This window comes from Stenotrophomonas sp. 8(2023) (assembly GCF_030345295.1).
Classification (GTDB): Bacteria; Pseudomonadota; Gammaproteobacteria; order Xanthomonadales; family Xanthomonadaceae; genus Stenotrophomonas; species Stenotrophomonas muris.
In genome coordinates, this window is the sequence record NZ_CP128404.1 from 1,497,994 (window position 1) to 1,510,018 (window position 12,025).

12 protein-coding genes are annotated in these 12,025 nt (G+C 67.3%); 5 read left to right on the forward strand and 7 right to left on the reverse strand.

All coding sequences use genetic code 11. From position 1 onward, the window contains the following. The first annotated feature begins 12 nt into the window (after positions 1-12). From potA to QP609_RS06900, 4 genes are all read left to right on the forward strand, one after another. On the forward strand, positions 13-1,149 hold the full coding sequence (gene potA / locus QP609_RS06885; protein WP_014646566.1) for a polyamine ABC transporter ATP-binding protein: 1,137 nt from the start codon (positions 13-15) through the stop codon (positions 1,147-1,149). Continuing rightward, the gene (locus tag QP609_RS06890; protein ID WP_014646567.1) at positions 1,146-2,078 is read left to right on the forward strand and encodes an ABC transporter permease subunit; all 933 of its coding nucleotides are present in this window, start codon (positions 1,146-1,148) and stop codon (positions 2,076-2,078) included. The genes potA and QP609_RS06890 overlap by 4 nt, the downstream gene beginning before the upstream one ends. Beyond that, positions 2,075-2,917: an ABC transporter permease subunit gene (locus tag QP609_RS06895; protein WP_005415928.1), complete on the forward strand. Its 843-nt coding sequence runs from the start codon at positions 2,075-2,077 to the stop codon at positions 2,915-2,917. Before QP609_RS06890 ends, QP609_RS06895 begins: the two co-directional genes overlap by 4 nt. A gap of 83 nt (positions 2,918-3,000) precedes the next feature. Further along, positions 3,001-4,365, forward strand: coding sequence for an NAD-dependent succinate-semialdehyde dehydrogenase (locus QP609_RS06900; RefSeq protein ID WP_197621572.1), 1,365 nt, complete (start codon positions 3,001-3,003; stop codon positions 4,363-4,365). A 166-nt stretch (positions 4,366-4,531) separates the two neighbouring features. On the opposite strand, the gene QP609_RS06905 is transcribed toward QP609_RS06900, so the two are convergent. The 7 genes from QP609_RS06905 to QP609_RS06935 form a co-directional block, all read right to left on the reverse strand. Continuing rightward, a complete protein-coding gene (locus QP609_RS06905) occupies positions 4,532-5,554 on the reverse strand; it encodes a magnesium and cobalt transport protein CorA (protein ID WP_014646569.1) in 1,023 nt (340 codons plus the stop codon). Between the two features lie 6 nt (positions 5,555-5,560). After that, entirely contained in the window at positions 5,561-6,820 is a 1,260-nt protein-coding gene (locus QP609_RS06910) for a DUF4105 domain-containing protein (RefSeq protein WP_197621820.1), read from the reverse strand. Next, positions 6,817-7,698 carry a transporter associated domain-containing protein gene (locus QP609_RS06915; protein WP_014036584.1) on the reverse strand — a complete coding sequence of 294 codons (882 nt, stop codon included), beginning with the start codon at positions 7,696-7,698 and terminating at the stop codon, positions 6,817-6,819. The genes QP609_RS06910 and QP609_RS06915 overlap by 4 nt, the downstream gene beginning before the upstream one ends. A gap of 64 nt (positions 7,699-7,762) precedes the next feature. Next, positions 7,763-8,329: a hypothetical protein gene (locus QP609_RS06920; protein WP_197621819.1), complete on the reverse strand. Its 567-nt coding sequence runs from the start codon at positions 8,327-8,329 to the stop codon at positions 7,763-7,765. A gap of 77 nt (positions 8,330-8,406) precedes the next feature. After that, the gene (locus tag QP609_RS06925) at positions 8,407-9,063 is read right to left on the reverse strand and encodes a hypothetical protein (RefSeq protein WP_289213883.1); all 657 of its coding nucleotides are present in this window, start codon (positions 9,061-9,063) and stop codon (positions 8,407-8,409) included. Next, a complete protein-coding gene (ybeY, locus tag QP609_RS06930; RefSeq protein WP_197621818.1) occupies positions 9,060-9,545 on the reverse strand; it encodes an rRNA maturation RNase YbeY in 486 nt (161 codons plus the stop codon). Before ybeY ends, QP609_RS06925 begins: the two co-directional genes overlap by 4 nt. Then, positions 9,542-10,528 carry a PhoH family protein gene (locus QP609_RS06935; RefSeq protein WP_197621817.1) on the reverse strand — a complete coding sequence of 329 codons (987 nt, stop codon included), beginning with the start codon at positions 10,526-10,528 and terminating at the stop codon, positions 9,542-9,544. Before QP609_RS06935 ends, ybeY begins: the two co-directional genes overlap by 4 nt. A 524-nt stretch (positions 10,529-11,052) precedes the next feature. Between QP609_RS06935 and QP609_RS06940 the strand changes: the two genes are divergently transcribed. Continuing rightward, positions 11,053-12,009: an HlyD family efflux transporter periplasmic adaptor subunit gene (locus tag QP609_RS06940; protein ID WP_197621816.1), complete on the forward strand. Its 957-nt coding sequence runs from the start codon at positions 11,053-11,055 to the stop codon at positions 12,007-12,009. Positions 12,010-12,025 lie beyond the last annotated feature (16 nt).

The following is a 12,025-nucleotide window of genomic DNA, read 5'->3' on the forward strand; positions in this document are numbered from 1 at the left end:
CCCGGAGCCCCCATGCCCGTTGAAGCCCAGCCGGTAGCCGCCGTCGTCGACACGACCGGTGCGCCCGGCTATCTCTCCATTCGTGATTTGCGCAAGGAATTCGACGGTTTCGTCGCCGTCGACGACGTCAATCTGGACGTGCGCAAGGGCGAGATCTTTGCCCTGCTCGGAGGCTCCGGCAGCGGCAAGTCGACCCTGCTGCGCTGCCTGGGCGGCTTCGAGACGCCCACCAAGGGCAGCATCACCGTCGATGGCCAGCGCCTGGACGCGCTGCCGCCGTACCAGCGGCCGGTCAACATGATGTTCCAGTCCTATGCGCTGTTCCCGCACATGACGGTCGAACAGAACATTGCCTTCGGCCTGAAGCAGGATGGCCTGGGCAAGGACGCGATCAGCAAGCGCGTCGGCGAGATGCTCGACCTGGTGCAGATGGGCCACCTGGGCAAGCGCAAGCCGCACCAGCTGTCCGGTGGCCAGCAGCAGCGCGTGGCGCTGGCGCGGTCGCTGGCCAAGGGGCCGAAGCTGCTGCTGCTGGACGAGCCGATGGGCGCGCTGGACAAGAAGCTGCGCTCGCAGATGCAGCTGGAACTGGTCAGCATCATCGAGTCGTCGGGCGTGACCTGCGTGATGGTCACCCACGACCAGGAAGAAGCGATGACCATGGCTACCCGCATCGCGGTGATGGATGCCGGCTGGATCCAGCAGGTCGGCAAGCCGGACGAGGTCTACGAGCAGCCGGCCAACCGCTTCGTCGCCGAGTTCATCGGTTCGGTCAACCTGTTTGACGGGGTGATCGACGAGGACCTGCCCGAGTACGTGACCGTGCGCTCGCCGCTGTTCCCGGCACCGATCTACATCGCCCATGGCATCACCTGTTACGAAGGGCAGCCGGTCGCATTCGCGCTGCGCCCGGAGAAGGTGATGATCGGCAAGGACGAGCCGGAAGGGCACACCAACAAAGCGCAGGGCGTGATCGAGGACATCGCCTATTTCGGCAGCCATTCGGTCTACCACGTGCGGCTGCCCAGCGGCGCCAAGGTGCTGGCCAACTTCGCCAACTCGCAGCGCTGGGCCAGCGACGGCCTGACCTGGGGTGACAGCGTGTGGGTGCACTGGCGCGACAACGACGGCGTGGTGCTGACCTCATGAGCGTCGCCGGCCTGAAGCGCTGGCTGCCGGGGCTGCGTGCCACGGTGATCGGCATTCCGTACCTGTGGCTGCTGCTGTTCTTCGCAGTGCCGTTCCTGATCGTGCTGATGATCAGCTTCTCGCTCAGCCGGGTCGGCTCGCCGCCGTATACCTGGCTGCTGCAGTACGCCGACGGCGGCTTCTCGCTGAAGCTGAACCTGGAGAACTACCTGGCGCTGTTCCGCGATTCGATCTATGCGCAGGCGTTCCTGAGCTCGATCAAGATCGCGGCGATCTCCACCTTCTTCACCCTGCTGATCGGCTATCCGATGGCCTATGCCATCGCGCGCCTGTCGCCGGCCGCACGCAATGTGGCGATGATGCTGGTGGTGCTGCCGTCGTGGACCTCGTTCCTGATCCGCGTGTATGCGTGGAAGGCAATCCTGGACCGCAATGGCCTGCTTGACCAGTTCCTGCAGTTCACTGGCCTGCAGACGCTGATGACGTCGATGGGGCTGCCGAAACTGCAGCTGATCGATACGCCGACCGCCGCCTATATCGGCATCGTCTACTGCTACCTGCCGTTCATGGTGCTGCCGCTGTACGCCAACCTGGTCAAGCATGACCACCGCCTGCTGGAAGCGGCCTACGACCTCGGCGCCAAGCCGTGGCAGGCGTTCCTGCGCATCACGTTGCCGCTGTCGAAGGCCGGCATCATCGCCGGCTGCATGCTGGTGATGATCCCGGCGGTGGGTGAGTTCGTGATCCCGGAAATGCTCGGTGGTTCGGAGACGCTGATGGTCGGCCGCCAGCTGTGGAACGAGTTCTTCAACAACCGCAACTGGCCGGGCGCTTCGGCGATGGCGGTGGCGATGATCCTGTTGCTGCTGGTGCCGATCCTGCTGTTCAACCGTTCCCAGCAGCGCCTGCTGGAAGGGAAGCAGGCATGAGCCCGCGTACCGCCAAGGGCCTGGGGCTGGGCGTGCTGCTGCTCGGCTTCGCCTTCCTGTACCTGCCGATCCTGTTGTTGATGTTCTACTCGTTCAACAGCTCGCGGCTGGCGATGGTCTGGGCCGGGTTCTCCACCCGCGCCTACAGCGACCTGTTCGCCGACCGCGCGCTGATGGACGCGATGTGGACCAGCCTGGTGGTGGCGTTCTGGACCGCCTGTACCGCCACCGTGCTGGGTACGCTGGCGGCGATGGTGATGACCCGCTTCAAGCGATTCCGTGGCAAGCCACTGTTCGGCGCGCTGGTGACCGCGCCGCTGGTGATGCCGGACGTGATCCTGGGCTTCTCGCTGATGGCGCTGCTGGCATCGATGGGCGCGATTCCCGGCTTCCCGGCGCGTGGCCTGGCCACCATCTGGATCGCGCACGTGACCTTCACCCTCTGCTTCGTCACCGTGGTGGTGTCCTCGCGCCTGCAGGAAATGGACCTGTCGCTGGAAGAAGCGGCGATGGACCTGGGCGCCAGCCGGTTGACCGTGTTCACCCGCATCACCCTGCCCATCATCGCGCCGGCGCTGGTGGCGGGTTGGCTGCTGGCCTTCACCCTGTCGCTGGATGACGTGGTGGTGGCCAGCTTCGTGGCCACGCCGGGCTCGACCACGCTGCCGATGAAGGTGTTCGCTTCGGTGCGCATGGGCATCAGTCCGAAGATCAACGCGTTGGCCACGCTGCTGGTGTCGGCGGTGTCGATCGCTGCGGTGATCGGCTGGTACATCAATGCCCGCGCCGAGAAGCGGCGCCAGCGCGACCTGCAGCTGGCGCGGCAGGACAACGGCTGAGTACCCGGCCTGTCGACAGCGCCGGCAACACCCGGCTCACGGACAGCGGCGCACAATGGGGGTCTTCCAGATGGAGATCCCCCATGACCGTCGAGATCATCGACCCGGCCACCGGCCAGGTGACCTACCGCCATGAACTGATGGGCGCTGCTGACATCGAGCAGCGCCTGCAGGCTGCCGCCGATGCCTTCCCCGGCTGGGCCGATCGCTCGCTGCAGGATCGCGGTGCCGTCCTTCGCCAGATCGCCGCGCAGCTGCGCACGCGTCGCGACGACCTGCAGCAGGCGATGACCCATGAGATGGGCAAGCTCAAGGCCGAGGCGCTGGCCGAGGTCGACAAGTGCGCTGCCGCCTGCGAGTACTACGCCGACCACGCGGCCGACTATCTCAAGCCGCAGCTGATCGACACCGAAGCCCAGCGCAGCTATGTGCGCTACGAGCCGATCGGCTGCGTGTTCGCGGTGATGCCATGGAATTTCCCGGTCTGGCAGGTGTTCCGTTTCCTGGCCCCGGCGTTCATGGCTGGCAACGTGGCCCTGCTCAAGCACGCCAGCAACGTGCCGCAGTGCGCCGACCTGATCCTGGCGGTGTGTCGTGACGGAGGCCTGCCTGATGGCGTGTTCGACGTGCTGCACATCGACAACGACCAGGCTGCCGAGGTGCTGCGCGACGCACGGGTGAAGGCGGTGACGCTGACCGGCAGCGAACGGGCAGGGCGCTCGATCGCCTCCAATGCCGGCAGCCAGCTGAAGAAGTCGGTGATGGAGCTGGGTGGCAGCGACGCCTTCGTGGTACTCGACGATGCCGACCTCGACAAGGCCGTGGCGGCGGCGGTGAAGTCGCGTTTCGACAACAGCGGGCAGACCTGCATTGCGGCCAAGCGCTTCATCGTGGTCGACGCGGTGGCCGATGACTTCACCCGACGCTTCGTTGAAGCCGCGGGCCAGCGCCAGTATGGCGATCCCAGTGAGCGTGGCACCACGCTGGCGCCGATGGCCCGTGCCGATCTGCGCGACGAACTGCACAAGCAGGTGCAGGCCAGCGTCGCCAAGGGCGCGCGCGTTCTGGTCGGCGGCGAGCCCATTGCCGGCACCCATGCGGGCTATCCGGCGACCGTGCTCGATCAGGTCGGCCCAGGCATGCCTGCCTACGACGAGGAGCTGTTCGGGCCGGTGGCTGCGGTGATCCGGGTCAAGGATGAGGCCGAGGCGCTGCGCGTGGCCAACGACACCCGCTTCGGCCTGGGCGGCAGCGTGTGGACGCGCGACCCGGTGCGCGGCGAAGCCTTCGCGCAGCGCATGGAATGCGGCGCCGCGTTCGTCAACGCCATCGTCAGGAGCGACGCTCGGCTGCCGTTCGGTGGCAGCAAGCAGTCCGGATTCGGCCGGGAGCTGGCCGACCACGGCATCCACGAGTTCATGAACATCAAGACCGTCTACGTGGCTTGATGCCGAAGGGTAGTGCCGGCCGCTGGCCGGCATTGCCCTGGTTGCCGGCCAGCGGCCGGCACTACCAGAAGCGGGGCATATGCCACGACCAACGGTCGCGGCCTACCGTATTGCTGGGTATCGACGCCCCCGTGCATGGTGGGTATCGACCGTTGGTCGATTCGCGCTACAACCACTTCGCGCGCTTGAACAACCGGTACAGGCCCACGCACACACCGCCCACGCCGACAATCATCAGCGGATACGACCACGGCTGGCTCAGCTCGGGCATGTGGCTGAAGTTCATGCCGTACCAGCTGGTGATCAGCGTCGGCGCTGCCAGCAGTGCGGCCCATGCACCCAGGCGCTTGACCGTCTCGCCCTGCGCCAGCGTCACCAGCGACAGGTTCACGCTCAGTGCGGTGCCCAGCATCTCGCGCAGGGTGTCGATCACATCGCTGATGCGTACCGCGTGGTCATGCACGTCGCGCACGTAGAGCTTCACTTCATCGGGAATCAGGTCACCCTGGTAGCGGCGCAGCTGCGCCAGCACATCCTGCAGCGGTGCCACCGCCATCCGCATCTTGTTCAGTTCGCGCTTGAGCTCGTAAAGCCGTACCACCGTGCTGCGCTTGTAGCTGTCGGCAAAGATGTCCTTTTCCAGCAGGTCCAGGGTGTCGCGGAAGCGGTGCACGATCGGCAGGTAGTTGTCGACCACGAAGTCGGTCACCGCGTACAGGCAGTACGACGGGCCCATCTTCAGCAGCTGCGGTTCACGCTCGACCCGTGCACGCACCGGGGCGTAGGACAGCGAGGCGCCGTGGCGCACCGTCACCAGGAAACGCGGGCCGAGGAAGGCGTGTGTTTCGCCGTACTGGATGCGTTCGTCCACCATCTGCGCGGTGGTCACCACCACGAACAGCGAATTGCCGTAGGTCTCGACCTTGGGCCGCTGGTGCGCATTGCGCGCGTCCTCGATGGCCAGGTCGTGCAGGCAGAACTCTTCCTGCAGTTTCAGCAGCACATCGTCGTTGGGGTCGTACAGGCCGACCCAGACGAAGCCGTTGCCACTGGCAATGACATCGCTGATGGCATCCAGGCTGATGTCGTGGCGTTTGCCGTCGTCATCGTAGTGGACGCAGTTGATGACGCAGGCGGGGTTGGCCGAGGCAGGGGCGGAAGCGGAGGCGGGCAATGACATGCCCGCCATCGTGCGTCAGTGCCGTGTTTCGGACAAGTGAGGACGGCGCCCCAGTACCCACGCCAGCGCGACGTGGACGGGCAGCAGAAGCACGATCCACTGCACGTTGTACTGCGCCTGCAGGCTCAGCCAGTGCAGCACCAGCGCCGCCACGGCCTGCACCGCCAGCAGCCACAGCACGACCCTGAACATGCGGCCCGGCGCGCGCCGGCGCAGCAGCGCGATCGCGCCTGGCAGCAGCAGCACGGCCAGTGGCGAAAGCAGCAGCAGGTTGCGGTTGGCCCAGGCGGCGTAGTGGGTGCTGAAGCCCCACAGGAACACCAGCAGGCTGCCGGCGATGGCACACAGCAGCCAGAACGGCAGGGCCAGCCCGGCCAGCAGGCGCGGGCGGCTGCGCAGCGCCAGTATGCCGGCGGCGATCACCAGGCCACACAGCAGCCACGGCCACCAGCGGCGCGCGAACTCCTTCGGCTCCGGGTCGATGCGGTGCGGCAGCAGTTCCTGTTCGGACTGCACCAGCGGCCGGCCGTCGCTGTTGCGCGCCTGGCGCAGCGCGTCGGCCAGGCGCATCGGCACGAAGGCTTCCTGCCAGCGCGACAGCGGCTGGTCGGCGAACGGCCCGAGGCCGATATCGAAGCCCAGCCACATCCACGGTGCCGGCGAGGCCAGGCGCACCGACTCGCTGCGATAGGTGTTGCCGCGCGAACGCCCCGACAGCTGCGACTGCAGGCCGCCATCCAGCGCCTTGTCCACCGTGTCGCGCACCATCGTGGCGCAGTTGGCGGTGTAGTAGTCGTAGTGGTAGCGCGCGTTTTCCGGCTTGGCGCGCTCGGCCAGGTCAGCGGCCAGGGCGCGTGCCTGGTCGGGGCGCAGGTCCAGCCACTGCACGCTGGCGCCGCGGCCGGTCTCGTCGTAGTACGACAGGTCCTGCTGCAGCGGCAGCGCCACCAGGTAGTACATCATGTCGCCGCGCACGAAGCGGCTGATGAAATCGTCCTCGGACGGATCGAAGTAGCCGAAGTTGTACGAGGTCGCTTCGCCACTGAGCGGATCGATCACGACGATGGCGTCATGGCCGAAGCGCTCGAAGAACACGGTGCCCGGCTGCATGGTCACCACCCCGATGCGCGGGGCGGGAGCCTCGGCGCTGGTGGCGGGTGCAGCAGGTTCGGGTGCCGCCGGCTGCGCGAAGGCGGCCAGCGGCAGGGCCGTGGCCAGCACGCACAGTGCCAGCCACAGCCTCAGGCGCAGTGCCAGGAGGGAGCCGCGCTTCAAGCGTCGTCCTGCGCGTCCGGCGGCAGCACGGTCACGTGGAAGGCCTGGACCCGGCGCGCATCGGCGCGGGCCACGCGGAACATGAAGCGGTCCAGCGCCAGCTCGTCACCGACTTCCGGCAGGTGGCCCACGGCCTCGGTGACCAGGCCACCGATGGTGTCGTAGTCCTCGTCGGAGAAGGTAGCGCCGAAGCGCTCGTTGAAGTCGCCGATCGGGGTCAGCGCGTCGACCACGTACTGGCCGTCGGACTGGATGGCGATCTGCGCCGACGGATCCTCGGCCTCGTCATGCTCGTCGTCGATCTCGCCGACGATCTGTTCCAGCACGTCCTCGATGGTGACCAGGCCGGCGACACCGCCGTACTCGTCGACCACGATGGCCATGTGGTTGCGTGACAGGCGGAATTCCTTCAGCAGCACGTTGAGCTTCTTCGCCTCCGGGATCAGCACTGCCGGGCGCAGCAGCTCGCGCACGTTGGCCGGGCCGTTGTCGGCGACCACGCCGCGCAGCAGGTCCTTGGCCAGCAGGATGCCAAGGATGTCGTCCTTGTTCTCGCCGTGCACCGGGAAGCGCGAATGGCCGGATTCGACCACCTGCTTCATCAGTTCCAGGAAGGGCGCTTCGACCGGCAGCGAAACCATCTGCGAGCGCGAGATCATCACGTCGCCCACGGTCAGCTCGGCCACCGAAATGGCGCCTTCCATCATCTTCAGGGTATCGGCGGCGATCAGGCCCTCTTCCTGCGCGGTGTGCAGGACAGCGACCAGCTCGTCGCGGGTATGGGGTTCGCCGGAGAAGGCGGAGGTCAGGCGTTCAAGCCAGCCGCGCTTCTTTTCACTGGGCTCCTGTGCGGAGCTACTACTGTCGTCTTCTGACATCTCTGGAAAAAGGGCACCCGGCAAGCCGGGCGTTGGCCCAAGTCTAGCAGGATGTGGCGGCCTGTCAGTGACCGTCGCTGCCCGGTCCGGTGATCGGCGGCGGGGCCAGTTCAGGCCGGGCGGGGGCTTCTTCCTCGGGCAGGTCCAGGCTGTAGGTGCAGCCGGCCAGGGTTTTGCCGGGATGGGAGGCCACGGTGGAGACGCTGAGGATGATCGACTCGATCCGGGCCTCGCCGGTCTTCGGATCGGTCACGTCGCGGCTGACCAGCTCGCGGCCGGCCATGAACTTGCCGTCCTGGTCGTAGCCGGTTTCCAGCCCCAGCTGCCTGGCCAGCGGCCGCGGATCGGCCTGGTCGAGGATCGCCATGACGCTGGACCCGGCCACGGCGACCCGTTCGGTGCGGGCGCCGAACACGCTGATCGGCTGGGCCAGCCGGTACTCGCTCATGAACTGGTTGCCCTGCGGCAGCGGCTGCAGGCCGTGGGCGACGGCTTTCAGTGGATCAGCCAGCAGGGGCGCCAACGCGGCCTGCTCGGCCACGCCCTGGCGGCATTCAATCAGGGCCGGCAGGTCCAGGGCAGCGGCCGGGGCGGACACGGCGAGCAGCAGGGGCAGGGTAATACGCAGCACGGGCACGGGATCCGCAACGGGAGGCAGGCCGGTGATCGTACCGGTCCCGGCCAGCCATCGCGAGCGCCCCAAGGCAATCAGGGCGGATGCCTGCGCGTGGTCGCTGGGTACCAGCGCAGCCTGACCGGGTAGCCCAGTTGCACCTGCAGGTGATCGCGCACGGCCGCCGCCGTCGCGCGGTTGGCCGGGGTATCCCGCAGCTCAACCTCCAGTTCCCCGGTCGTGACATCCAGGCTATAGCCGAACAGGTCGGGCAGCTGGGCCAGCAGCCAGTCCCGCTGTGCGTGCAGGCGGCGCTGCATCTCCGCTTCGGTCATCGCGGCGCCGGTGATGTAGCGCACGCGTTGCGGGCCATCCGCCCCTGGATGTGTCTCATCGGCCGCGGGTGCTGGGCCAGTCAGTCGAACGACGACGTTCCAACCTGCCGCGTTGTCCACCCAGATTCCGGCGAGGCGTGCCGCGTGGCGCGCTTTCAAACGTTCCATCAATGCGTGCTGCTGCGCCTCGGCGACCGCCTGGCGCGCCGTCTGTTGGCTGACGTCAAAGAACGCCTGCACCTCGGCGACCTTGGCGGCAATGTCGGCGGCGCTGTCGCTGGCCGGGAACGGCGACGGTCGTTCCCGGCCGGGGTCGATGCCCGGGGCAGTGGTCACCTGCAGAAGAGCGGCGATGAGTGCGGGCAGCAGCGCGATGGGCGCGTCCTCCGTGAAGATCCCGGTGTGCGTGGGCCTCAACGCTCGCCGGCGTAGGGGTCGCCGATGCCGAGCTCGGCCAGGATCTCGCGCTCCAGCTGTTCCATGGCGTCGGCTTCCTTGTCGTCCTCGTGGTCCCAGCCGAGCAGGTGCAGCACGCCGTGCACGGTCAGGTGTGCGTAGTGGGCGTTGAGCGCCTTGCCCTGTTCATCGGCCTCGCGGGCCACCACCGGTGCGCAGATCACCAGGTCGCCCAGCAGCGGAAACTTCACGCCCTTGGGCAGCCCTTCGGGCACTTCGGCCGGGAAGCTGAGCACGTTGGTCGCGTAATCCTTGCCGCGATAATGGCGGTTCAGTGACTGCCCTTCCTTGGCATCGACCACGCGGATGGCCAGGTCGGCTTCGCGGATGCGGCCTTTCAGCGCAGCAGCCACCCACTTGCGGAAGCTGACCGCCGCCGGCAGGCCGGTGCGCGGCAGGGCATAACTGACGGCGACGTCCAGTCGCACGGGACCACGGGTCATGGAGTTGCTCCAGGTTGGATCTGATGCAGGTCACGGCGATCGTAGGCGCTGACGATGCGCGCCACCAGCGGGTGGCGGACCACGTCGCGCGACTCGAAGAAGGTGAAGCTGACGCCCTCGACCTCGCGCAGCACGTCGATGGCATCGCGCAGGCCGGACTTCACGTGCTTGGGGAGATCGGTCTGGGTCAGGTCGCCGGTGACCACGGCGGTGGAACCGTAGCCGAGGCGGGTCAGGAACATCTTCATCTGCTCGATGGTGGTGTTCTGTGCTTCGTCCAGGATCACGAAGGCATCGTTGAGCGTGCGGCCACGCATGTAGGCCAGCGGCGCGATTTCGATGACGTTCTTTTCCAGCAGCTTGACCACCTTCTCCACGCCCATCATCTCGTAGAGGGCGTCGTACAGCGGTCGCAGGTAGGGGTCGACCTTCTGGCTCAGGTCACCGGGCAGGAAGCCCAGCTTCTCGCCGGCCTCCACCGCCGGGCGCACCAGGATCAGGCGCTGCACCCGTGATTCGTTCAGCGCTTCGACCGCGCTGGCCACGGCAAGGAAGGTCTTGCCGGTGCCGGCCGGGCCGATGCCGAAGTTGATGTCATGCGTGGCGATCTGGTGCAGGTAGCGGCCCTGGTTGGCACCGCGGCCGCGCACCGTGCCGCGCTTGACCTTGATCGCCACCTCCTGCGCTTCGTAGGAGCGTTCGGCGATCTGCTCGACGTTGGCCTGCGCCAGGCGCAGGTGGATGGCGTGGTTGTCGAAGGTGGTTTCGCCGGCTTCGGCGTACAGCGCTTCAACCAGCTTCTGCGCCTCGACGATGGCTTCGTTGGGCCCGCTGATGCGGAACACGAAACCGCGGTTGGCGATCTCCACGCCGAGCTTCAGCTCGATCTGGCGCAGGTGCCCATCGAAGGGGCCGCACAGGTTGGCCAGCCGCTCGGTGTCTTCCGGCGACAGGGTGAAGTCTCGATGTTTTATGCTTTTCATTGCCTTGGGTGGGGCGGAAGCCTTCCACCGCAGTGTATTCAGGGAGGACAAGGGTAGCGCGCGCAGCGGGCGCGCGGCCAGCACGGGGTCGATACATGCTTTTCCACACCCGGTGTGGACGGGGGCTGCGGAAACCTGTGGATAGACCTCTACAGTGCTTGTGCCACAAGCGTCATGAGGGGGTGGTGAAAAAATCGTCACGGACCCGGGCGTGCCGGCACCCGCAGGACGGGCGGACCGGGAGGGAGGGCACGTCGCAGCGCGTGGCCGAGAACTTCCCGGGCACGCCGGCGTTCTTCGTGATCGCAGCGCAGGTTCCGCTGCCAGGCGAGCAACGGGATCCCGTGTTGCCGGTTTTCCACACCGGTTGTGGAATGATGCCGAATCAACCTGTGGATAGGTGGCGAGGAGCCTTGCAGCCAAAGGCTCGCCAACGCGTGGTGAAAAAACCGTCAGGGCTGATCGGAATCATTGAGGGTGCACGGGGCGGATGGCACCGTGGCGCCGTCGCAGGAGGGGATGGCATGGGCATCGGCAATGGGATGCGTGGAATCGGATTGGTGGGTATCGGCCTGCTGGCCGGGTGTGGGCAGGCGCCGCCTGCAGCGCTCGGCACGCTGGAGTGGGACCGGATCACGGTGCCGGCGCCGGCGGCCGAAGTGATCGCCACGGTGGAGGTGCGCGAGGGGCAGCAGGTCAAGGCCGGAGCAGTGCTGATGCAGCTCGACCCCGCCCGCGGCGACGCGCAGTTCGCCGCGGCGCAGGCCGACACGGTGCGCGCGCAGGCCCAGTTGGAAGAGCTGAAGATCGGCCCGCGCCAGGAACAGATCGCGCAGGCCCAGGCGCAGCTGGCCGCGTTGCGCGCGCAGTCTGCTGAAGCCGCGGCCTACTACCGTCGGGTGCAACCGCTGGCACGCCAGCGCCTGATCGCCGCCTCCGAGCTGGACCGTGCACGGGCGGCTGCCGGCAGTGCCGAGGCCAGCGTGCGGGCCGCCGAGCAGGCCTGGCTGGAACTGGTGCACGGCAGCCGCGCGCAGGACATCGCCCAGGGCCAGGCGGCCGCCGATGCCGCGCAGGCGCAGCAGGTGGTGCAGGGCGTCAACCTGCAGAAGCTGCAGCTGCGCGCACCGCGCGATGGCGTGGTCGATGCCTTGCCCTACCGGCAGGGTGACCAGGCACCGATCGGGGCGCCACTGGCGGTGATGCTGGTTGGCGAGCGCCCCTATGCACGCGTCTACCTGCCGCAGCCGCTGCGCCTGCAGGTCAAGGTCGGGCAGGCCGCGCAGGTACAGCTGGAAGGCGGCAGCACCGTGCTGAAGGGGCACGTGCGCTCAATCCGCAGCGAGCCCTCGTTCACCCCGTACTACGCACTGACCGGTGATGACGTCGAGCGCCTGAGCTATCTGGCCGAGATCGAAGTGGACACGGCCACCGACATGCAGAAGCTTCCGGCCGGACTGCCGGTGCAGGTGCGCTTCTGAACACCGGCGACGACAT

Excerpts from the sequence above, each read along its gene's own strand:
- potA (WP_014646566.1), top strand. The coding sequence starts at position 13 with ATGCCCGTTGAAGCCCAGCCGGTAGCCGCCGTCGTCGACACGACCGGT.
- QP609_RS06890 (WP_014646567.1), top strand. The coding sequence starts at position 1,146 with ATGAGCGTCGCCGGCCTGAAGCGCTGGCTGCCGGGGCTGCGTGCCACG.
- QP609_RS06895 (WP_005415928.1), top strand. The coding sequence starts at position 2,075 with ATGAGCCCGCGTACCGCCAAGGGCCTGGGGCTGGGCGTGCTGCTGCTC.
- QP609_RS06900 (WP_197621572.1), top strand. The coding sequence starts at position 3,001 with ATGACCGTCGAGATCATCGACCCGGCCACCGGCCAGGTGACCTACCGC.
- QP609_RS06905 (WP_014646569.1), bottom strand. The coding sequence starts at position 5,554 with ATGGCGGGCATGTCATTGCCCGCCTCCGCTTCCGCCCCTGCCTCGGCC.
- QP609_RS06915 (WP_014036584.1), bottom strand. The coding sequence starts at position 7,698 with ATGTCAGAAGACGACAGTAGTAGCTCCGCACAGGAGCCCAGTGAAAAG.
- ybeY (WP_197621818.1), bottom strand. The coding sequence starts at position 9,545 with ATGACCCGTGGTCCCGTGCGACTGGACGTCGCCGTCAGTTATGCCCTG.
- QP609_RS06935 (WP_197621817.1), bottom strand. The coding sequence starts at position 10,528 with ATGAAAAGCATAAAACATCGAGACTTCACCCTGTCGCCGGAAGACACC.
- QP609_RS06940 (WP_197621816.1), top strand. The coding sequence starts at position 11,053 with ATGGGCATCGGCAATGGGATGCGTGGAATCGGATTGGTGGGTATCGGC.